Source organism: Salinibaculum salinum (genome assembly GCF_037645885.1).
Taxonomy (GTDB): Archaea; Halobacteriota; Halobacteria; order Halobacteriales; family Haloarculaceae; genus Salinibaculum; species Salinibaculum salinum.
On the sequence record NZ_JBBENW010000002.1, the window covers coordinates 442,372 to 461,572 of the forward strand.

Below are 19,201 nucleotides of genomic sequence, written 5' to 3' on the forward strand. Positions count from 1 at the left end.
ACCGTTCGAGTGTGAGTCAGGGGAGGAGCGCAATCCCGAGGAGCACTTCGGCGACCAGCGCGGCACCGATGGCTGCACCGAGAACGCCGCCGATGCCTTTCAGGACGCGGGTCAGGCCGGTGCCGAGCGTGCGACCCCAGACGGCGGCGACGACGGTCATCGTGATCGTCGTCAGCAGGCCGAACGCGAGCAGGAAGGCCAGTGCGGCGTCCGGGCTGCCGGCAGTGGCTGCCATCGCCACGACGAGTCCACCGCTGCCGGCGAGTCCGTGGAGGACGCCGACGAACGCAGATTCGTTATCGAGGTGGCCGTGAGTCAGGCCCAGGGAGAGGCCGGCGACCTGGAGGTGGCGGTGGAGTGGGCCGTCGTGGCTGTGTGTTTCCCGCCTCACGCCGGCGGCGTCGGCAACCAGCCGAGCACCGTAGTAGACGAGAACGACACCGACGACGACTTCGAAGGCTGTGGTCACTTGGTCAGGCAACTGGATGCCCAGCGCGACGAAACAGAGGCCGAGAATGAGAATGGGGGCAGTGTGCCCGATGCCCCAGGATGCGCCGATGTGTCCCGCTCGTTTCTCGTCGACGAGCGTCGCCATCGCGGCCAGGTGATCGGCCTCCAGCGCGTGGGTGATACCGATTGCCCCACCGACGGCCGCTGCGGCGGTCAGAGACATGTCTGTCCGGACTGGACTGTCTCGCATAATTCCGTCGAAACCGTCAGACCCGCCAGTAGTCGATTGCGCGATAACAGACGTAGAGAATGGCGTTCAACAGCCCAGTGATAGCGACGATACCACCGATGCCGGGGCCGATAGTCTCGAAGAGGCTGCCGGTGCCACCGATTTCGCTGACACCGTAGGTGAAAAACGCGCTGATGATGCCCCAGATGAAGAGGATAGCGCCGATTCGGGCACCGTCTTCGATGTACGCTGCAATCGGGAGGGGTGTTGGAGGTGACTGTTGCGGGGACATGCATGCGGGCATGCCGACACCAGGCCGATAAGCCTTCTGTCTCCCGGATTGCATCAGGGCGCTTATCTGTGGACATAGCCAAGAGATGGTATGGAAATCGTACCGGACACGAGCGTGGTCATCGACGGCCGCGTGTCCGAGCAAATTGAGGCTGACGCCGACCCCGATTCAGAGGCGGTCGGCACCGGCTTCGCCGGGGGGACTATCGTCGTGCCGGAAGCAGTCGTCGGTGAACTCGAATCACAGGCAAATGACGGCCGCCAGACCGGCTGGGAGGGACTCGAAGAACTCCAGCGGCTGGTCGCTCTCGACGAAGACGGGACCATCGACGTGGAGTACGTCGGCCGCCGGCCGGACGCACTCGAAAAGCGCGAGGCCGGTGAAGGCGAAATCGACGCGCTCATCCGCGACATCGCACAGGACCGCGGCGCGACCCTGCTGACCAGCGACGACGTGCAGGCGGAGGTCGCCCGTGCGAAAGGCATCCGAGTCATCGAGGTCGAACCCAGCAGCCGCGACGTCGACCACCTCGCTATCGAGGAGTTCTTCGACGACGAGACGATGAGTGTCCACCTCAAGACTGGAATGGCCCCGATGGCAAAACGCGGCGCCATCGGTGAGATGCACTACCAGACCGTCGCCGAGGAGCCACTCACAGAGGGCGAAATGCGCGAGTACATCGCCGACATCGAGGAGGCCGCCCAGTCCAGCCCCGACGGCTTCGTCGAACTCTCGGAACCGGGGATGACTATTATCCAGTTCCGCACGGACCGAATCGCTATCGCCAGCCCGCCCTTCTCGGACGGACTGGAGATCACGGCCGTCCGGCCAATCGTCAAGACGGACCTCGACGACTACGAACACGCTGACGAACTCCGCGACCGGCTACTCGAACGCCAGCGCGGCGTCCTCATCTCCGGGTCGCCCGGGGCGGGGAAGTCGACGTTCGCACAGGCAGTCGCCGAGTTCCTCGCCGATTCGGATTACGCCGTCAAGACCATGGAAAAACCGCGGGACCTCCAGGTCGGCCCGAACATCACGCAGTACACCGCACTCGGCGGCGAGATGTCCAAGACGGCCGACTCGCTGCTGATGGTCCGGCCGGACTACACCATCTACGACGAGGTCCGAAAGACCGACGACTTCGAGGTCTTTGCCGACATGCGGCTGGCGGGCGTCGGGATGGTCGGGGTCGTCCACGCCACCAGGGGAATCGACGCGCTCCAGCGACTCATCGGGCGCGTCGAACTCGGCCTGATTCCGCAGGTCGTCGACACCGTCGTCTACATCGAAGACGGGAAAGTCGAGACGGTCTACGACGTCCACACCGAGGTCAAGGTGCCCGAGGGGCTGATGGAGGAGGACCTCGCCCGTCCGGTCATCATGATTACCGACTTCGAGACGGACCAGCCGGCCTACGAGATCTATACGTTCAACCGACAGGTCGTCACCGTCCCTATCGGCGAGGAGGAGGGCGGTCCCGGCACGGACAGCGGCGTCGACCGCATCGCGAAACAGGAAATCGAGCGGGAGATCCGCTCTATCGCGCAGGGTCACGTCGAAGTCGAACTCCGGGACCCCGAAACCGCTATCGTCTGGGTCGAGGAACGCGACATCTCCGGGGTCATCGGCAAGGGCGGCGGCCGCATCTCCGACGTGGAGAGTCGCCTGGGTATCAACATCGACGTGCGGACCTTCGCCGAGAAACCCGGCGGGAAGAGTCACGGCGGCGGCAACAGCGGTGACGGCGGCGGCCAGAGCGCTGGAATGGCGGGCAAGACGGTTGTCCCCGAGATTACGAGTCGCCACGTTATCGTGCCCATGGATGGCCACGCCGGCGACACCGTCGAGGTGCAGGCCGACGGCGAATACCTCTTTACCGCGACCGTCTCGCGAGGTGGCGAGATTCAGGTTTCCCGCGGCAGTGCCATCGCAGAAGAACTGGAGTCGGCCATCGACCACGGGCGGACGATTACTGTCGTCCCGTCGTAGCGCGTTTCCTGCCGATTTAATTCACGAGAGCGCGTCAGAGAAACATCGTTCTATCGATAGTCGATTGGATTACCCGGTCAGGACGGTTGCTCATTGAGCATGCTTAGTGAGCGAATGGAGTGTAGGTTGGACAATCATTAACACATGCGCGCACCTGGTTTCGAATATGGAAAGTGACAACGGTACGAGTGAACGTGACCTCCTCACACATGTTCTTCTGCCGGTCGCAAACGAAGAGGATGCCCGAACGACGGCAGAGGGACTCAAACCGTATGACCCCAACCACGTAACAGCCCTCCACGTCGTTGAAAAGGGGGATGGCGTGCCCGATAAAACGCCAGTTGAGCAATCCGAAACAGTGGCCGAAGAGTCATACGCCGCTGTTCGTACTGTCTTCCCCACCGCCGACGATCACACTGCATACGCACGGGATATTGTCGGAGCGATTTTTGATGTGGCTGCTGAGGTTGATGCCAGTGCCATCGCATACCGCTCTCGCAGCGGAAACCGAATCCTGCAGTTTCTCTCTGGCGACCGCTCGCTCAAACTCATCACTCAAGCAGACTGTCCGGTCATTGCATTGCCTCGCACGGATACAAAAACGTAACCCGTGCGACTGCGCTGTCTGTCTTACTGAAACGTGTAGCACGCAATCTCAGTCGAAGCGCACTCAGGGCACACATCGTCGTCTGGATCGACTGTCAGACCACAATCCCGACACTCATGCAGGGTACCGTCATTTCCATCACCTGCGTGGCGGATGAGATCGAGTAACCCCATGTATGCTATCCCTCCTTCGCCAACACTCATTAATTTTCGTAGACGAACCAGCGCCGAGATCAATGTGTACTCTTTGGGACGTGTCGCCTGTGCTGACTGACTGAATCCGAGATCTTGTCCTCCTGTCTACTGATAGAGAACAAGAACGGTAGCCTTTCAATCATCCGTTCTGAACATTGGGAAACATGTATATCGTCATCGTTGGGGCTGGTGACATCGGGACACCACTTATCGATATTGCAACAGCCGGCGGCAACGAAGTGGTCGTCATCGAACGCGACGAGAACCGGGCCGAGCGGGCGTCGAGACAATACGATTGCTTGGTTATCCACGATGACGCTACCTCGAAAGAGACCCTGGAGGATGCCGGAGTCGACCGCGCAGATGCCGTCATCTCGACCACCGACCAAGATGCGACGAACATCATGGTCTGTTTGCTGGCACAGGAACTCGACGTTCCGGATATCGTCTCGGTCGTCCACAACCCCGAGCACATGAGCGTCTTCCGGCAGATCGGCGTCAACACGATGCAAAACCCACAGCATCTTATCGCGGAATACCTCTATCGGGCCGTTAAGCGCCCCTCTATTGTCGATTTCATGCGTATTGGCGAACAGGCAGAAGTGTTCGAAATCACCGTCAAAGAAAATGCACCCATCAAGGGCAAAACGTTGCAAGAGGCCAACAAAGAGGGACTCATCGGCAGCGAAACACTGATTGTCGCCATCGAACGCAACGGCAAAGGTGAGCCAATAACCCCACGCGGAAACACGCGCATCGAGGCAGGTGATCTCCTCACAGTCTACTCAGGTGAAGGAGCGACACCCGAAGTGACGGACATTTTTGGTCACGCCGAGGATCACAGCTGATATGTCTCGACGGAACGGCGGTCTACTCCCGACCGATTTGCGGATTATTGCGCGAGACATCGGCTCGCTGCTGTTGATGGAAGCTGGGCTGATGACCATCACGACCGTTATCGCGCTCGGCTTCCGGGAGTATCACGCTGCACTCGCTTTTTTTATTGCAGGTGGCGTGACTGCCGGTGTTGGTGGCCTCGCCAACCGCTCGTTTGCCGATTCCCCACCCCCGCAGATGAAACACGGGATGGTCATCGCCGCTGGCGGCTGGTTGATGGTGGCCACGTTCAGCGCATTTCCCTTCCTCCTGACTGCCTGGTTGACACCACCAGCCGTCATGGATACGTTCGTCCCCACCGGTGCAGACACGAGCGCGTGGGAACCGATCAAAGTTGGTGGCACCACGACACTGTCCAGTCTCGCGTACTTTCGTGATCCGCTGCACGCCTTTTTCGAGAGTATGAGTGGCTGGACGGGGAGCGGCCTGACGATGGCTATCCACGAACCGTCCCTGCCGCGAACGATGCAGTGGTGGCGGTCGTTCATCCAGTGGGTCGGTGGCGTCGGCGTCATCGTCCTGACGGTCTCGATTCTCTCCCGCCCCGGCAGCGGGAGTTACGCGCTCTATCAGAGCGAAGCGCGCGAGGAAAAAATCCACCCGAGCGTCGTCTCGACGGTCCGGACGGTCTGGAAACTCGTCGTCGGCTACACGCTCCTGGCGTTCGTCCTGCTGTTCGGTGCAATCTCCGCAAGTGACAGCGCCTACGCCGAGTCACTCTCGCTGTGGGAGGTCGCCTGGCAGGCACTCAACCACGCGATGACCGGCCTCACGACCGGCGGGTTCTCCGTCACCGACAATTCCATTGCGACGTATAATTCCCCGCTGGTTGAAACCGTTCTCCTCCCGATTATGATCTTGGGTGCTATCGCGTTCCCCATCCACTACATTATTCTTCGAGACCGAAAGGTGAGCGAACTCGCGTCGGATCTTCAGACGCGATGGCTGTTGATTCTCCTCGCAGCGGGCGTCGTCGTCCTTTCAGTTCAGAACGTGTTGTCCGTCTCGGCAGCTCCTGATGCGTTTGCGACGCAGTCGTTCCTGCCATTCTCGATACCGTCCCTCGATGGAGCACAACTCGATGCAATTCGGGATTCGACATTTCAGTGGATCAGCGCGCTGAGTTGCACCGGCTTCCAGTCGGCTCCAATCGGGCGCTGGCTCGCCGGTGGAAAGGTGATGGTCGTCGGAGCGATGGTACTCGGCGGTGCTGCCGGATCGACTGTGGGCGGTATCAAGATCATCCGCGGGTACACAATCGTCCGCGGCATTATTTGGCAGTTCTCTCGGGTGTTTCTCCCGAAAAACGCTGTCGTCACCGCCCGCATCGGCGACCGCACGCTCGACCGTGAGGCGATGGAACGCGAATTCAGTGAAGCCGCGATTGTCACGCTCCTGTGGCTGCTCATTCTCGTCACCAGCAGTATCGTTCTCATCAACGTCGCCGGACCCGACTTCGGCTACGCTGACGCACTGTTCGAAGTCGCCAGCGCGCAGGGTAATGTCGGCCTGTCCTCGGGAATTACCGGGCCAACGATGTCGCCCCTGGCCGAGGGGATGTTCATCCTCAACATGTGGATCGGGCGCCTGGAGATCATTCCAGTGCTCGTTTTCATCCGGGCTGCGATGTCCGGCCTGAACCCATGATGACCCGGTACGAATCAGGAGCGATGGGGTCGAAGTGGCAGTCAGTCCTGGTTAACTTTTGCCTCACCAATAAATGACCAATGGGTTCGTGTCCCGCCGTCTGGATGTGGTTCTTCGGTGACGTGGTAGAGAAAAGGGCCGTGGGGGCAGTTGTCACAGCCCTCGTGACAGTAGACCTGCTTCACGACTTCCGTGTACCCATCGTGTTCGGTGACGCGGAGGATATCGTCGCCGGGCTCTGGCTCGATGGGGAATTCGGTTTCCTCGTGGAACTGGAGCAGTTCTTGGGCGTGAATAATCGTTTTGCGGAGTTCGTCAGGGGTCAACTCCGCTAAGTCCGCAATGAGTTGGTCAGGCAATCCCTCTGGAGGCGTTGGTCCTTTTGAGAAGTCAGTCATATCTGAGAATTTAGTCTGAATGCATATAACTGGTTTGAGAATATGGGGTGAGTGAAATGCATATTCTTGGGGGTCGTAGGTACTGTATCGGCCGCTCACTAAACCCACCGTATCGACCAATCTGTATCCTCGCTTATCGCTGAATTGACCGTGCTAAATAGGTACCCTGTATTGAAGACTCACGGATGAGCAGCACGGAATTGGCAACGGTTCTATGATACGCCGTTAAAAAGCTTTCTCCGAGTTGCCTCGATGGAAACTGACGTTTCGGTTTAACGGTACGTTCGTCGGAAGGAGTGAGTGCAATGGTTCCCCGCACGACACGCCGCCGCTATCTCAGCGGTCTCTCACTCGCCGGTCTCGCGACTCTTGCCGGCTGTATCGACTCGCAAGTAGGTGATGACGGGACACCGACCTCCACGCCCGACAGCCAGTCGACACCTGGCGACGACGGAGACGAACTCGGTTCACCCACCGAAATGGTCCGCGAGTCGATCGAAGTCCGCGTCGAGGACCCACCCGCGATGCGGGAGTACTTCCACCCGATTCACCCGTTCCATCCGGATAATCTCAGCGACGAGGAGGCGGACGAACTGCTGTCACAGGACAGCGAACTCGACTCCGTCAAGACGGAGACCCGCTCTCTGGAGGTGACGCCCGAGCTGGTTCTTACGGCGCCGCTCTTGCGGTTGAGCGATGAAATCGAGCGCGAGGCCGTCGAAGACGCACTCGACGGCGAACAGACGGCAGTCGTCGACACGACGTTCACTACTACCGATGGGGAGGAAACCGAATTCCTGGTCGTGACCGTCACCCACGACGACGAGTGGGTCATCCTCGCCCAGGACGTTCAACCGGCCAGCGACGAGCCGACCCACTTCGAGGCTCGGGTCGTCGACGACGTTACGTTCGATACCGAGGAGGACCGCGCTCGGGTCCACTTCGTCGATTCCCTCGTTGCTGATAGCGTGGCCGTGGAGACGAAAACCGCCACTTCTTCGCGCTCTTCGGACACGCCGGATACGTTGACCTACGTCGACGTGTACCCCGACCCGGAGGGCGACGAGATCGTCGTCACAGCGACGGTGGACGGCCAATCCGGCGTCGTCCACCGCGAGCAGTATCCCCCGTCCGAACGAATCGTCGACGAAATCACCTACGAAGAAGCGCCCGACGACTCACCGCGCGAGATGCGAGCGCGGGTGACCTTTACCGGCAACCAGGGCAGCCGGGAGGTCACGGCGAGATCGACGGTCCACGGCGAGGAAGTCGCGCTGGAAACCTCTGCAGACGACAGCTGGGTCTTCGTCGGCATCGATCCGAAGGGCGACGAAATCGTCGTCACCACGACGGTCGACGGCGAATCGCAGGTCGTCCACCGTGAGCGGTATCACCCGGAGTGAGCGTTCTCGGAAGCGCACGCCCTGACGTGCGGTCGGTGTGTCTGGATCTCACCGACTAGTCTTCGAACCAGACGACGAGTCGCACGTTCGCAGGACCGTACTCGTCCTCGGCGGGCGCGAGCGCGTCACAGACACTCGACCAGCGCTCGTCGGCGCGGATGCTGTCGGAGAGTTCCTCAGCGCGCACCCACGTCTCGCCGATGGCGTGTCGCCAGGGGCCGGTGTCGCCGTAGACCGAGGAGGAATCCTTGAAATAACGCTGGCCCAGCAGGTCGCTGTACTCGTCGGGAATGCCGCGGTCGGGTGCGATAGCGTCGCCCGCTGGTGGCGTCGGCTGGCCGAAGACCGGTGGGCAGGCAGTGAGCGGGAGATGTGGAAGGTCGGTGTAGCCGAGCCAGGACTGGCCGTCGTGGGCCTCGACGACACCCTGAACGTGCATGAGAACAGTCAGTCAGAGACGGCGGGTTCGGCTTCGGCGGCCTCGTCGGTAATCTCGTAGAGATTCTGGCGCGCGTCGGCGAAATACACGTCCTCTTCGATAACGCCGACTTCGTCGAGACGTTCGAGAGCGTAGCGGACTGTCCGGGCAGAGAGCATCGACTCCTCGACGATACCCTTCTGGGTGAGCGGGCCGTTGTATTCGAGAACCTTGTAGACGAGCTTCGCGCTCGGCGGAAGGTCTGCAATCTCCTCCCCGTCGGAATCTGTCATCGACTCATGGTGGGGTCGCCGGCTGTATAAAGATTGAGGGATTGGACTGAACGCCGCTCAACTGTCCGGTTCCTCTCCGGTGGTGGTCGCTGACTCGTCGTCGCCGTCAGCAGTCAGTATCGTCTTTCGGGGAAGCACGACAAAGCCCGCCACGACGAGCAGGATGCCGAGCCCTGCTGCCCACGGCACGATGTCGAAGCGGTCGTGGACCGGGCTCGTCACGCCGACGACAGCCGCACCAAGCGCGAGATACAGCCCCAGCAAGAGCAGTCCGGTCCCGGCGGCTCCACCCCGAGAGTCGACGCTCGATTCGGGGTCGGTCAGCGTGTCCGTCGCCGCCCACCAGACCAGCAGAGCCGCACTCGCCGCGTTGATGAGGAGGCTTCGGAGGATATCGTAGCCGGTCAACAGATCCCCGAAAAAGGCCACGACCGAGCCCAGAAAGCCGACCAGCCCGAGCAGGAACAGGAACGGAGCGGTCCCGTTCGTCGTCCCGTCGGCCGACTCTGCGGTGTCGAGCGTATCGTCGACTTCCGAACCGGACCCGTCGTCTCCCATTGCTGTCATCGATTGGCGGCCGCGACATAAATCGCTCGTCGCTCCCGAACGAACTCCTTTTTACGCCGCGTCGTCCAGAGTTGCACATGGCTACTGAAACGGGCAACGGACTCAGCCCGCACCTCCGGGGGGTGACCGTCACGACCGTCGCGACGGTCCTCGGCATGCTCGCCGGCGTGGGGGCGGCCCTCGTCGCGAGCGGACCGGAGGACACCGTCGGGCTGCTGTTCTTCGGCGCGGCGTTCCTCGTCCAGCTTCCGCTGTTGCGCGTCCTCGGCGTCGACGTTTCGGACTTCTCCACGAAAGACCACCTCTACATCGGGTTCATGACCTTCGTCCTCTGGTTCATCACCTGGGGCATACTGCTGACCACTGGCGGACTCCAATAACAATGGCGGACGATAGTATCGCAGTCGTCGACCTGGACCGCTGTCAACCGGACCGCTGCAGCTACGAGTGTGCGAACTTCTGTCCGCCCAACCGAACCGGAAAGGAGTGTATCGTCACCCGCGACGAACACTACGAGGAGGACGAACCACACCAGGGCAGCGACGACCAGGTGTGGATTTCCGAGGAAATCTGTCTCGGCGAAACCTGTGGTATCTGCGTCGAGAAGTGTCCCTTCGACGCTATCGAAATCATCAACCTGCCACAGGAACTCGACGACGACCCGGTTCACCGCTACGGCGAGAACGCCTTCGCACTCTACGGCTTGCCCGCCCCACAGGAGGGTCGCGTCACCGGAATCTTGGGGCCGAACGGTATCGGGAAGACCACCGCCGTCCGCATCCTCGCGGACGAACTCGCACCCAACCTCGGCCAGATCGGGACCGAACCCGACTGGGACGAGATTCTCGACACCTATCGCGGGACCGCCCTGCAGGAGTATCTCGAGTCGATGCGCGATGGCGACGTGACTGTCGCACGCAAACCGCAGTACGTCGACCAGATTCCCGACCAGTTCGACGGCCCGACGAGTCAGTTGCTCGAGCAGACCGACGAGCGGGGCGTTCTCGACTCGCTCGTCGAACGGCTGGGTATCGCACCGGTCGTCGACCAGCACATTGACACGCTCTCTGGCGGGGAACTCCAGCGGGTCGCACTCGCCGCGACGCTCGCCCGCGACGCCGACTTCTACTTCCTCGACGAGATTACGCCGTATCTGGACATCGGCCAGCGGATGACCGCCGCGCGCCTCGTCCGCGAACTCGCCGAGGAGGAGGACCGCTCGATGCTCGTCGTCGAACACGACCTCGCAATTCTGGACTTGCTCGCCGACGCCATCCACGTCGCCTACGGCCAGCCCGGGGCCTTCGGTGTCATCACTGACCCGAAATCGGTCAAAGGCGGCATCAACGAGTACCTCTCGGGGTATCTCGACAACGAGAACATGCGCATCCGGGAGACGAACATCGAGTTCGAGGAACACGCCCCGCGCTCTATCTCGACGGGCGACGTGGTTATCGAGTACCCCGAACTCACCAAGAGCTACGGCGAGGGTGAGTTCTCACTCGAAGTCGAGGCCGGGACTATCCGCGAGAGCGAGGTCCTGGGCGTCGTCGGCCCGAACGGTATCGGGAAGTCGACGTTCGCGAAGTTGCTCGCTGGCAAACTCGACTCTGACAAAGGCAGTCTGGATTCGGACCTCGACATCGCGTACAAACCGCAGTACATCGACATCGACCAGCCGATGCGGGTCGACGCCTTCCTCTCTTCGATTACGAGCGACTTTGGCTCGTCGTACTGGACGACCGAAATCGCCCAGCCGCTCCAGCTCGACGCGGTGATGGAGCAGAACCTCACCGACCTCTCCGGTGGTGAGCGCCAGCGGGTCGCCATCGCGGCCTGTCTCTCCGAGGACGCCGACCTCTACTTGCTGGACGAACCCTCTGCCCACCTCGACGTGGAACAGCGGGTGCTGGCGACGAGCGCCATCCGTCGCTACGCGGAGAACCACGACGCGACGGCGCTGGTCATCGACCACGACATCTACATGATCGACCTGCTCGCCGACCGACTGCTGGTCTTCGACGGCGAACCCGCCGAGCACGGCCACGCCGCGCCGCCACAGGGAATGCGCGAGGGGATGAACGAGTTCCTCTCGAATCTCGACATCACCTTCCGCCGGGACGAGCGGACCTCCCGGCCGCGCATCAACAAACCCGACAGTCAACTCGATCGCGAACAGAAAAACAAGGGCGAGTACTACTACGCGCCATAAGCGAACATCGTACTACGGGTTGTGAGAAACTGCTGCTGGACTATTCTCCGGAGAACCATCCGACTTGTACATTCAGTCGTTCCTCTCTCGATTAGCCACTGTGGTACGGTCGGTGTTTCGGCACACCTGTCGTAGCCTATGACTTTGAAGTCGCTCTCAGCTAAATTATATACTCTTTAATTGGCCAAAATATTATACCATAGTGAAACAACTGTGGTTGTGTATGACAACCACACAACAGGCGGCGGAAACAAACGCGATAAGACACTCACTCCGTCGAATTAGCCAGGGAGGGGTCCGAAGATGAGGACCGGATTCGTCTGGGACGAGTGGTACATGTGGCACGATACGGGGAGTGCCGCGGCATTCTTGCCCGCGGGTGGCCCTATCCAGCCCGACACGCACGTCGAGAATCCGGAACCGAAGCGGCGACTGCACAACCTGCTCGATTTCAGCGGCGTTCTCGACACGCTTCAGGAGATCGAGCCGCGACAGGCGACCCTCGAGGAGTTGCTCCGTTTTCACACGCCCGAGTACGTCGACGAGATCGCCGAACAGAGCGCAGAGTCCGGAGGCGACGCCGGTGACCTAACGCCCTTTGGTCCGGACAGCTACGACATCGCTCGGCTGGCGGCCGGTGGCGTCATCGAGGCGACCGATGCCGTTCTCGACGGGGACGTCGACAACGCGTATGCGCTCGTCCGACCGCCGGGTCACCACGCCGAGAGCGACATCGGACGAGGATTCTGTATCTTCGGGAATATCGCTCTTGCAGCGATGCACGCTCGGTCAGAGCGTGATATAGAGCGTGTCGCTGTCGTCGATTTCGACGTCCACCACGGAAACGGCACCCAGAAAGCGTTCTGGGACGACCCCACTGTCCTCCCTATCTCCCTGCACCAGGACAACTTCTTCCCGCCGGGTGAGGGGGCCGTTGACGAGGTTGGCGAGGGCGACGGTCGAGGGTACAATCTCAACGTTCCACTACCCCCTGGTTCGGGCGTTGGCGCGTACGAAACAGCCTTCGAGCGGGTCGTGTTACCAGCACTGGACAAGTTCGACCCCGATCTCATCTATCTCGCGGCCGGCGTCGATAGCGGCGCAATCGACCCGCTGGGTCGGATGATGCTCCATTCTGAGGGGTATCGAACGCTAACCCGCCAACTGCTGGCTGCTGCAGACGAGCACTGCGACGGTCGCCTCGTTGCTGTCCACGAAGGCGGATATTCGTCCGCATACGCTCCGTTTTCTGGTCTTGCTATAATCGAGGAACTACGTGGAGAGCGGAGTGATATCGAAGACCCGTTCATGCCGATTTTCGCAGAACTCGGTTATCAAGGGCTGCAACCCCATCAGGAAGCTGTCATCGACGACGCCGCCGAGAAACTGGACATCGCTCTCCAGAACTCGTGAACAGCCGTCTCACAGTTCGGGAGCTGTGACTCTCACATTCGAGTGGCTGACACTGGTCCTCCTCCAGTTCCGCCTCCTGGCTGAGAACCGTTCACCTGCGCTATTGTAATAAATAGCACCCGTGTGGTGTTCTATACCGTATCCGTGTCCGTCTCGGGCTCCTGGGACGGTGATTCTGCTTCGATAACTGCCGCCAGATCTTCGAGCTCCGGGCTGTCCAGTCTGTCGGCCAGGTGGACGATGATATCGTCGAGTGTGACGATACCGAGCAGTTCGCCATTGTCGGTGACTGGCACGCGTCGGACGCTCTCGTCGCGCATCTGTGCGGTGAGCTCATCGAGTTCCGTATCCAGATCGACAGTGAACGCAGTCAGCGACAGCACCTCGTTGACCGCGGTGTCTTCGAGTTCGTCGGCAAAGTGTTGTCCGTAGACCACGAGGTCGCGGTCGGTGACGAGTCCGAGTGGTTTGTCGTGCGAATCGAGGACGACGGCACTGCCGACGTTTTCTTCTCGCAACACCGTGGCGACATCGAGGAGGCTGTCGTCGAGGTAGACTGTCACCACGTCCGTCTGAACGAGGTCTTGTATCTTCATGATAGTATGTTGTGTCGGGCACAATATAAACCTCCGACGTGAGTCCGTCGTTTTGTTCCTTGACGAGAGTTGGGTGCGACTGTTCGACACCATCGCTGCGGTCGCGGTGCGGCGGTAGCGAACCCAATCGCCGTGATGACTCCTCGGTTCGGGAGTGACTGGCCAGAGAGCTTACCCTTATTACGCAGTCGGCTAACGTACAGACGATGGACGAGGACCCCGAATCGGTCGCCGAGGAGAGTGGCGAGTGGGAACATCCGTCGCCGACACCTGAGGTGTCGGACCCCGAGGATATCGAGCGTATCGACCGGCCAGCGGTCACGTCGGCGGATATCGACACTGAACCGACCGACGCGATGCCGACACCGCCGCGGCTCCCCGACGCGCTCTTTGCGGGTGAGTTGGCCGAGGACGAAGCGGTCCACTGGTACGTCCGCGAAGATGCGTGCGTGCTGGTGATGGCAAACAACGACCTCGACCGCGAACACTACCGTGCGGTGGCGACGACGCCGCTGGTCGAGACTGCCGATGGTGAGTTCGAGTGGGAGATCCCCGCCAGACTGGTTCGGGGCCACCCCGAGGCGGTCGACGTACCCGAGGAGGCGCTCATCCAGCCCGGGCGGTCGATTCATTTCCGTGCTTCGGAGGCGATGCTCGACGGGCCCATCCGGACGTGCTACGCGATGACGACCGACCGTCTCGAACAGCTCACCGGATGACCCCCAAGCTTTCTTGCCGCCTGCGGTCGAGTATCGACCGATGAGTTCCACGCCGTGGCAGCGCCGCCTCTACTCGCTCGGCCTGGCCCACCACGACCAGCTCAACCGAGCCTTCGGTGGTGGGCTCCCGAAGGGCAGCGTCGTTCTCGTCGAGGGACCGTACGGCACGGGCAAGAGCACGCTCGCCGGGCGGATTGCCTACGGCCTCACCGAGCAGTCCCACGAGGTAACGTATCTCTCGACGGAACGACCCGTCAGCGCCTTTCTCGACCAGATGCAGTCGCTGTCGTACGACGTGACCGGAGCGATACTCGACCGTCGGCTGCTCTATCTCTTCGGCGACCTTTCCGGATTCGATAGCGACGGCGAGCCGCCACAACTGCTCTCGCGGTTGACCTCGTCCCGGCGGATGTGGGAGATGGACGTGGCGATTCTCGATACGTTCGGCGATATTCTTCGCTACGACCCGACCTTCGACGTGCTGGCCGAACAGACTGACCGCCGTCGGGCGGCCCAGCAGGTCATCTCGTTTTTCCGGCGCGTCGCTCGCGGCGAGCGAACGGTTATTCTCACCGTCGATCCAAGCGGTCTCGCGGCAGAGACACTGGAGCCGTTCCGTGCTATTGCTGACGTCCTACTGGAGTTGACCGTCACGCCCGGGGGCAGGAGTGTCCGACGTAGTATCGACGTCAGGCGGTTCGTCGGCATGGGTCAGCAGGTCGACGACAGCATCGCCTTCTCCATCCGGCCGGGTATCGGTCTCGTCGTCGAGAACAGGCGGGTCGTTTGAGGGAGGGACGAACGGGACGACGGAGACGCCGAGAGAGGGGGTGGTTAGCCTCCGCTGACGTCACCGGGGTCGCCGGTGTCGGCTTCCATTCCCTCGATTGCTTCGTCCAGGCCGTCCGCCACAGCCTCGTCGATTCGACTCTCGCCGCGCAGTTCGCGGTTGTCCCCTTCATCGTCCTGCGGTTCGGTGATTTCCTCGTCACCGGTGACGGCGACGAAGACGTCTGCGAGCTCTTCTGTTCTGCGTGATTGGCTCTGACTCATGTGCAAATACACCTTTGGAGCGATTGGATATAGGTAGTCTACCCAACTAGTTTGGAACTTCAAAAACCGCAATAGTGCGGCCGGATGTTGATGTCGCAGTCGGGCAGAAACGACTCTCAGAGAACGTTTCGTTGGCAGGAGCCACAGAGCGTCTCTTCTTTGACATCGACTTCGCGGACGGTCGGGGAGAAGTTCATCACACAGCGTTTGTTGTCGCAGTGTTCCAGTCCGAGCGTGTGGCCGATCTCGTGGACCACTTCTTTGCGGACGCGGTCCGAGAAGATGTCTTCGGGCGAGCGGTTCGAGAAGCCGCCGTCGGAGGAGGTGTGCAGGCGATACGTGGAGATGACCGACCCACTCCCGCCGAGATAGGCCAGGCCAAAGACGTAGTTGCGCCGGTGATAGAACAGGTCTTTCGGGGTGATGGCGATGTTTTTATCACCACTCCCGATTCGCTTTGCGAGGTCGATAAATTCCTCTGCGCGGTACTGCTCCCGACTGGTGTCGTACGACCCCGAGGGTATCGACTGTGGATCGTGAACGGTCACGTCACAGTCGTACACCGTCCGGAGGCCGTTGGAGGCTTCCCGCTTGACGACGGCGTTGACCTCGCCGACCGGCACGATGTCGACGTGCATGCCAACGCATATGTGGGGGACTCACATAAAAATCTCGCGTGCGGGACGCTACTATCGACGCGATCGCTGCTCGACTGGCTGCGTTCGATACTGTCGTCGAGGTCGGTGTTGGCCACCAACCGGCTGTCGCTGGCACACTCGCCGATGCTGGCGTAACTGTCACGGCGACGGACATCACCGAGCGGTCGGTCCCCGATGGTGTGACGTTCGTCTGTGACGACGTGACCGACCCCGACCACTCGGTCTACGCCGACGCCGACGCCATCTATGCGCTCAATTGTCCGCCGGAACTCCATCGTCCGATTGCTGACCTCGCTCGCGCGATTGACGCCGCGTTCCTGTTTACGACGCTCGGCGCTGACCCACCGACGATTCCCGTCCGTCGAGAGACGCTTCCGGGAGAGACGCTCTTTGTGTTCGACAGTCGCCCCACCGAAACACCGTAGTCATCTTCGACGAATGCGGAACCCACCGCTCTCGCAGATATTGGCACGACAACAACGTATTTTATGGCACTCGTGTAAATCTACTCGTTGACAGCGATGGATTGTGTCCTCAACGGGCGGAGATGTGGTTAAAGCCGACTGTGATGGTGCATGACTGAGCAACCCGGACAGACGCGTGCGAACCTGCTGGCGCAGATGGCATCTCATCCCTCGGTTACGACGGACGTTCTCGCGGGGACGGAGCGCCAGTTCCAGTCGGGGCGACTCTCCGGTCAGCCACCGGTCGCGCACCTCGAAGAGAGCGAAGCGCCGGCGTACGTGCTGACGAACCAGAAGAAGGGCATCGGACTGGGAACCAAGCGGCGGACGACGACTCCCGACAAGAAGCGAGGGACTGTCGTGCTCGTGACCGGTCGTCGGACGCTCTGTCTGGTCGGGCAGGAGGCAGACGACGAGGTCATCTCGGTCCCACACCGTGCTGTTGCGTCCGTTTCGCCGCATTCGGGACTGCTGTCTAACCGACTCGAATTGCGAACGCCACGGAAAGCGTACCACTGCTGGGTCGAACGGAGCGCACCGGATTCGTTGCTGGCCGATGCTGCCGCGTTTATCGAGAGGCGAATTCGCGACGACCCGGAGGAACTGGACCGCGACGACGGCGCGAGTCGCGTCACGTATCGTGGAAACGCGGTCACACCGACCGGGTCGTCGGCCGAAAGCGACGCCCAGCAGTGACTGGCGGAAACGGTTCTCGCAAATTAGTTGAACGTCGGGGTCTTCTCCACCCATAATGAACGTCGATGCTGTGGTACTGGACGTCGACGGCGTGCTCGTTGACGTGGCCGACTCCTACCGCCGCGCAATCGTCGAGTCCGTCGAGCGAGTCTACGGCGAGACCATCGCCCGCGCTGATATCCAGCAGTTCAAAGACGCGGGGGGGTTCAACAACGACTGGGAGCTCACGTACGCCGCCGCGCTCTATCTCCTCGCCCGCCGCGAGGGAATGGACCGGTCGCTGTCGCAGTTCACCGACGCGGTTCAGGGGATGGGCGGCGGTCTCGACGCCGCCCGTGCCGTCGTCAGCGAGGAACTGACCCCCGCCGACCGCGAGCGAGTGTTCGCCGAGTGGGACACCGACCGACTTCGCGACGTGTTCCAGCAGCTCTACCTCGGCAGTGACCTCTACCGGGACATCGAGGGCGGAGAACCCAGCCTCGACACGCCGGGATTCATCCACGACGAGCCGGTTATCGTCGACCCCGAAACGATCGACGCGCTCCAGGAGCGGTTCCACGTCGGCGTGCTCACTGGCCGCCCCGCTGCCGAGGCCGACATCGCGCTGGAGCGCGTCGGGCTGGATGTCCCCGACGACCACCGTTTTACGATGGACGACTGGGAGGACGGGAAGCCAGACCCCGCCGCGCTGGTGACGCTGGCAGAGCGCTTCGATGCCGACAGCGAGGAGCAGCGCTCCTCGGGTAGTCGGACGCAGTCCGTCGACAGCATCGCGTTCGTCGGTGACACGCTCGACGACGTTCGGACGGCGGTCAACGCGGGCGAGGTCGACGATCGAACCTACCACGGCGTCGGTGTCCTCACCGGCGGACTCACCGGCGCGCACGGACGGAAAAAGTACGAACAGGCCAGCGCGTCGGCCGTCATCGACTCGGTCAACGACCTCTCCGAACTGTTGGACTGACCGGAACGCCAACGTTTATTCGGCGTTCGGCCAACCTACGTGTATGCAGATTGCACTCCTCGGCGGTACTGGAGACATCGGACAGGGACTCGCGCTTCGCTGGGCGCGCGACACGAACCACGACATCATCATCGGCTCTCGCGAGGCCGAGAAAGCCGAGACGAAAGCCGACGAGTACGAAACGGAACTGGCCAGCCGGGACGAGGACGTCGACATCGCTGGCCTGGCCAACCCCGAAGCCGCGGCCGAAGCCGACGTTATCGTCCTCTCGGTGCCCGCCTACTATCTCTCGGATACTATCGACGACGTTGCCGACGAGATCGGCGACGCCGTGCTTGTCTCGCCTGCAGTCGGGATGCAGCGCGACGAATCCGGCGTCCACTACAACCCGCCGGGTGTCGGCAGCGTCACCGCTCTCGCCGCGAAGGCCGCTCCCGACGAGGTACCCATCGTCGGTGCGTTCCACAACCTCGCGGCGGGCAAGCTCGCCAACCTCGATGCGGACCTCGACTGGGACGTTCCCATCGTTTCCGACGATGCGGACGCCAAAGACACCGTCACCGCTCTCGCGGAAGGTATCGACGGCATTCGCGCCCTCGATGCCGGTGACCTCGCCAACGCCAGTGAAGTCGAATCCATGACGCCGCTGCTCATCAACCTCGCCGCGAACAACGAGGGGATGCACGACCTGGGCGTCAAGTTCCATTGACTACTTTTTTCGCCGTCGGGTCTCGGGCGCGCTCTTCGAGCGCGCACCGGACCACTCGGCGAAAAAACATAGTGAAAAAGGCTGCTCGCGCGCGGTAGCGCGCTCGCAGATGCTATCGGAATGGCTGCCGCAACCGCACGGCCCCGCACGGCCACCGCATCACACGGCAGCTCTGACTGTTCCCACTGTTGGGTAGCTCGCTATTGCGGGAAGGCGCGCTGCGCCACCGCAATTTCTACTGGTCGATTCAGCGTTTTTCGAGGTGGAGCCTCCGGCCTCAAGGAGCGACCGAAGCGTAGCAAAGGGAGTGAGTAGGCCGGAGAGGAAAC

Annotated in this window: 23 protein-coding genes; 14 read left to right on the forward strand and 9 right to left on the reverse strand. The window is 61.5% G+C overall.

What is annotated here, in order from left to right; all coding sequences use genetic code 11:
* Positions 1-16: 16 nt before the first annotated feature.
* The gene (locus WDJ60_RS05130; RefSeq protein WP_340098930.1) at positions 17-673 is read right to left on the reverse strand and encodes an urease accessory protein UreH domain-containing protein; all 657 of its coding nucleotides are present in this window, start codon (positions 671-673) and stop codon (positions 17-19) included.
* 43 nt (positions 674-716) lie between these two features.
* The gene (locus tag WDJ60_RS05135; RefSeq protein WP_340098932.1) at positions 717-971 is read right to left on the reverse strand and encodes a hypothetical protein; all 255 of its coding nucleotides are present in this window, start codon (positions 969-971) and stop codon (positions 717-719) included.
* Between the two features lie 90 nt (positions 972-1,061).
* On the opposite strand from WDJ60_RS05135, the gene WDJ60_RS05140 reads away from it, so the two are divergent.
* The 4 genes from WDJ60_RS05140 (at position 1,062) to WDJ60_RS05155 (ending at position 6,308) form a co-directional block, all read left to right on the forward strand.
* Positions 1,062-2,963 carry a PINc/VapC family ATPase gene (locus tag WDJ60_RS05140; RefSeq protein WP_340098934.1) on the forward strand — a complete coding sequence of 634 codons (1,902 nt, stop codon included), beginning with the start codon at positions 1,062-1,064 and terminating at the stop codon, positions 2,961-2,963.
* Positions 2,964-3,129: 166 nt separating this feature from the next.
* Entirely contained in the window at positions 3,130-3,570 is a 441-nt protein-coding gene (locus WDJ60_RS05145; protein WP_340098936.1) for a universal stress protein, read from the forward strand.
* A 358-nt stretch (positions 3,571-3,928) separates the two neighbouring features.
* Entirely contained in the window at positions 3,929-4,612 is a 684-nt protein-coding gene (locus tag WDJ60_RS05150) for a potassium channel family protein (protein WP_340098938.1), read from the forward strand.
* 1 nt (position 4,613) lies between these two features.
* Positions 4,614-6,308 (forward strand): potassium transporter TrkG, encoded by a 1,695-nt coding sequence (locus WDJ60_RS05155; protein WP_340098940.1) that lies wholly within the window; start codon positions 4,614-4,616, stop codon positions 6,306-6,308.
* A 41-nt stretch (positions 6,309-6,349) separates the two neighbouring features.
* Here the strand turns inward: WDJ60_RS05155 and WDJ60_RS05160 are convergent, their stop codons facing one another.
* Positions 6,350-6,706 (reverse strand): hypothetical protein, encoded by a 357-nt coding sequence (locus tag WDJ60_RS05160; RefSeq protein WP_340098942.1) that lies wholly within the window; start codon positions 6,704-6,706, stop codon positions 6,350-6,352.
* A 305-nt stretch (positions 6,707-7,011) separates the two neighbouring features.
* Here WDJ60_RS05160 and WDJ60_RS05165 point away from each other — a divergent pair, with 305 nt between their 5' ends.
* Entirely contained in the window at positions 7,012-8,109 is a 1,098-nt protein-coding gene (locus WDJ60_RS05165; protein WP_340098944.1) for a hypothetical protein, read from the forward strand.
* Positions 8,110-8,164: 55 nt separating this feature from the next.
* On the opposite strand, the gene WDJ60_RS05170 is transcribed toward WDJ60_RS05165, so the two are convergent.
* From WDJ60_RS05170 to WDJ60_RS05180, 3 genes are read right to left on the reverse strand one after another with little or no spacing between them, the layout of a single operon-like run.
* On the reverse strand, positions 8,165-8,548 hold the full coding sequence (locus WDJ60_RS05170) for a hypothetical protein (RefSeq protein ID WP_340098946.1): 384 nt from the start codon (positions 8,546-8,548) through the stop codon (positions 8,165-8,167).
* Positions 8,549-8,556: 8 nt separating this feature from the next.
* Positions 8,557-8,820, reverse strand: a complete 264-nt coding sequence (locus WDJ60_RS05175) for a helix-turn-helix domain-containing protein (protein ID WP_340098948.1) — start codon at positions 8,818-8,820, stop codon at positions 8,557-8,559.
* 57 nt (positions 8,821-8,877) lie between these two features.
* On the reverse strand, positions 8,878-9,378 hold the full coding sequence (locus WDJ60_RS05180; protein ID WP_340098950.1) for a hypothetical protein: 501 nt from the start codon (positions 9,376-9,378) through the stop codon (positions 8,878-8,880).
* 86 nt (positions 9,379-9,464) lie between these two features.
* Between WDJ60_RS05180 and WDJ60_RS05185 the strand changes: the two genes are divergently transcribed.
* From WDJ60_RS05185 to WDJ60_RS05195, 3 genes are all read left to right on the forward strand, one after another.
* Positions 9,465-9,767 (forward strand): EMC6-like membrane protein, encoded by a 303-nt coding sequence (locus WDJ60_RS05185; RefSeq protein ID WP_340098952.1) that lies wholly within the window; start codon positions 9,465-9,467, stop codon positions 9,765-9,767.
* Between the two features lie 2 nt (positions 9,768-9,769).
* The gene (locus tag WDJ60_RS05190) at positions 9,770-11,599 is read left to right on the forward strand and encodes a ribosome biogenesis/translation initiation ATPase RLI (RefSeq protein WP_340098954.1); all 1,830 of its coding nucleotides are present in this window, start codon (positions 9,770-9,772) and stop codon (positions 11,597-11,599) included.
* Between the two features lie 303 nt (positions 11,600-11,902).
* Positions 11,903-13,012: a class II histone deacetylase gene (locus WDJ60_RS05195; RefSeq protein WP_340098956.1), complete on the forward strand. Its 1,110-nt coding sequence runs from the start codon at positions 11,903-11,905 to the stop codon at positions 13,010-13,012.
* 131 nt (positions 13,013-13,143) lie between these two features.
* On the opposite strand, the gene WDJ60_RS05200 is transcribed toward WDJ60_RS05195, so the two are convergent.
* Positions 13,144-13,608: a CBS domain-containing protein gene (locus WDJ60_RS05200; protein ID WP_340098958.1), complete on the reverse strand. Its 465-nt coding sequence runs from the start codon at positions 13,606-13,608 to the stop codon at positions 13,144-13,146.
* A gap of 206 nt (positions 13,609-13,814) precedes the next feature.
* On the opposite strand from WDJ60_RS05200, the gene WDJ60_RS05205 reads away from it, so the two are divergent.
* Both WDJ60_RS05205 and arlH read left to right on the forward strand, forming a co-directional pair.
* The gene (locus WDJ60_RS05205) at positions 13,815-14,327 is read left to right on the forward strand and encodes a hypothetical protein (protein ID WP_340098961.1); all 513 of its coding nucleotides are present in this window, start codon (positions 13,815-13,817) and stop codon (positions 14,325-14,327) included.
* Between the two features lie 40 nt (positions 14,328-14,367).
* A complete protein-coding gene (gene arlH / locus WDJ60_RS05210; protein ID WP_340098963.1) occupies positions 14,368-15,117 on the forward strand; it encodes an archaellum protein ArlH in 750 nt (249 codons plus the stop codon).
* Between the two features lie 44 nt (positions 15,118-15,161).
* Here arlH and WDJ60_RS05215 read toward each other — a convergent pair whose 3' ends face one another.
* On the reverse strand, positions 15,162-15,380 hold the full coding sequence (locus tag WDJ60_RS05215; protein WP_340098965.1) for a hypothetical protein: 219 nt from the start codon (positions 15,378-15,380) through the stop codon (positions 15,162-15,164).
* 116 nt (positions 15,381-15,496) lie between these two features.
* The gene (locus tag WDJ60_RS05220; protein ID WP_340098967.1) at positions 15,497-16,018 is read right to left on the reverse strand and encodes an archaemetzincin family Zn-dependent metalloprotease; all 522 of its coding nucleotides are present in this window, start codon (positions 16,016-16,018) and stop codon (positions 15,497-15,499) included.
* 38 nt (positions 16,019-16,056) lie between these two features.
* Between WDJ60_RS05220 and WDJ60_RS05225 the strand changes: the two genes are divergently transcribed.
* The 4 genes from WDJ60_RS05225 to npdG all read left to right on the forward strand — a co-directional run bounded on the left by WDJ60_RS05225 (position 16,057) and on the right by npdG (position 18,872).
* The gene (locus WDJ60_RS05225; RefSeq protein ID WP_340098969.1) at positions 16,057-16,464 is read left to right on the forward strand and encodes a UPF0146 family protein; all 408 of its coding nucleotides are present in this window, start codon (positions 16,057-16,059) and stop codon (positions 16,462-16,464) included.
* Between the two features lie 150 nt (positions 16,465-16,614).
* Entirely contained in the window at positions 16,615-17,199 is a 585-nt protein-coding gene (locus WDJ60_RS05230; RefSeq protein ID WP_340098971.1) for a hypothetical protein, read from the forward strand.
* Between the two features lie 55 nt (positions 17,200-17,254).
* Positions 17,255-18,163, forward strand: coding sequence for a TIGR01548 family HAD-type hydrolase (locus WDJ60_RS05235; protein WP_340098973.1), 909 nt, complete (start codon positions 17,255-17,257; stop codon positions 18,161-18,163).
* A 43-nt stretch (positions 18,164-18,206) separates the two neighbouring features.
* Positions 18,207-18,872, forward strand: coding sequence for an NADPH-dependent F420 reductase (gene npdG, locus WDJ60_RS05240; protein ID WP_340098975.1), 666 nt, complete (start codon positions 18,207-18,209; stop codon positions 18,870-18,872).
* Positions 18,873-19,201: the final 329 nt, after the last annotated feature.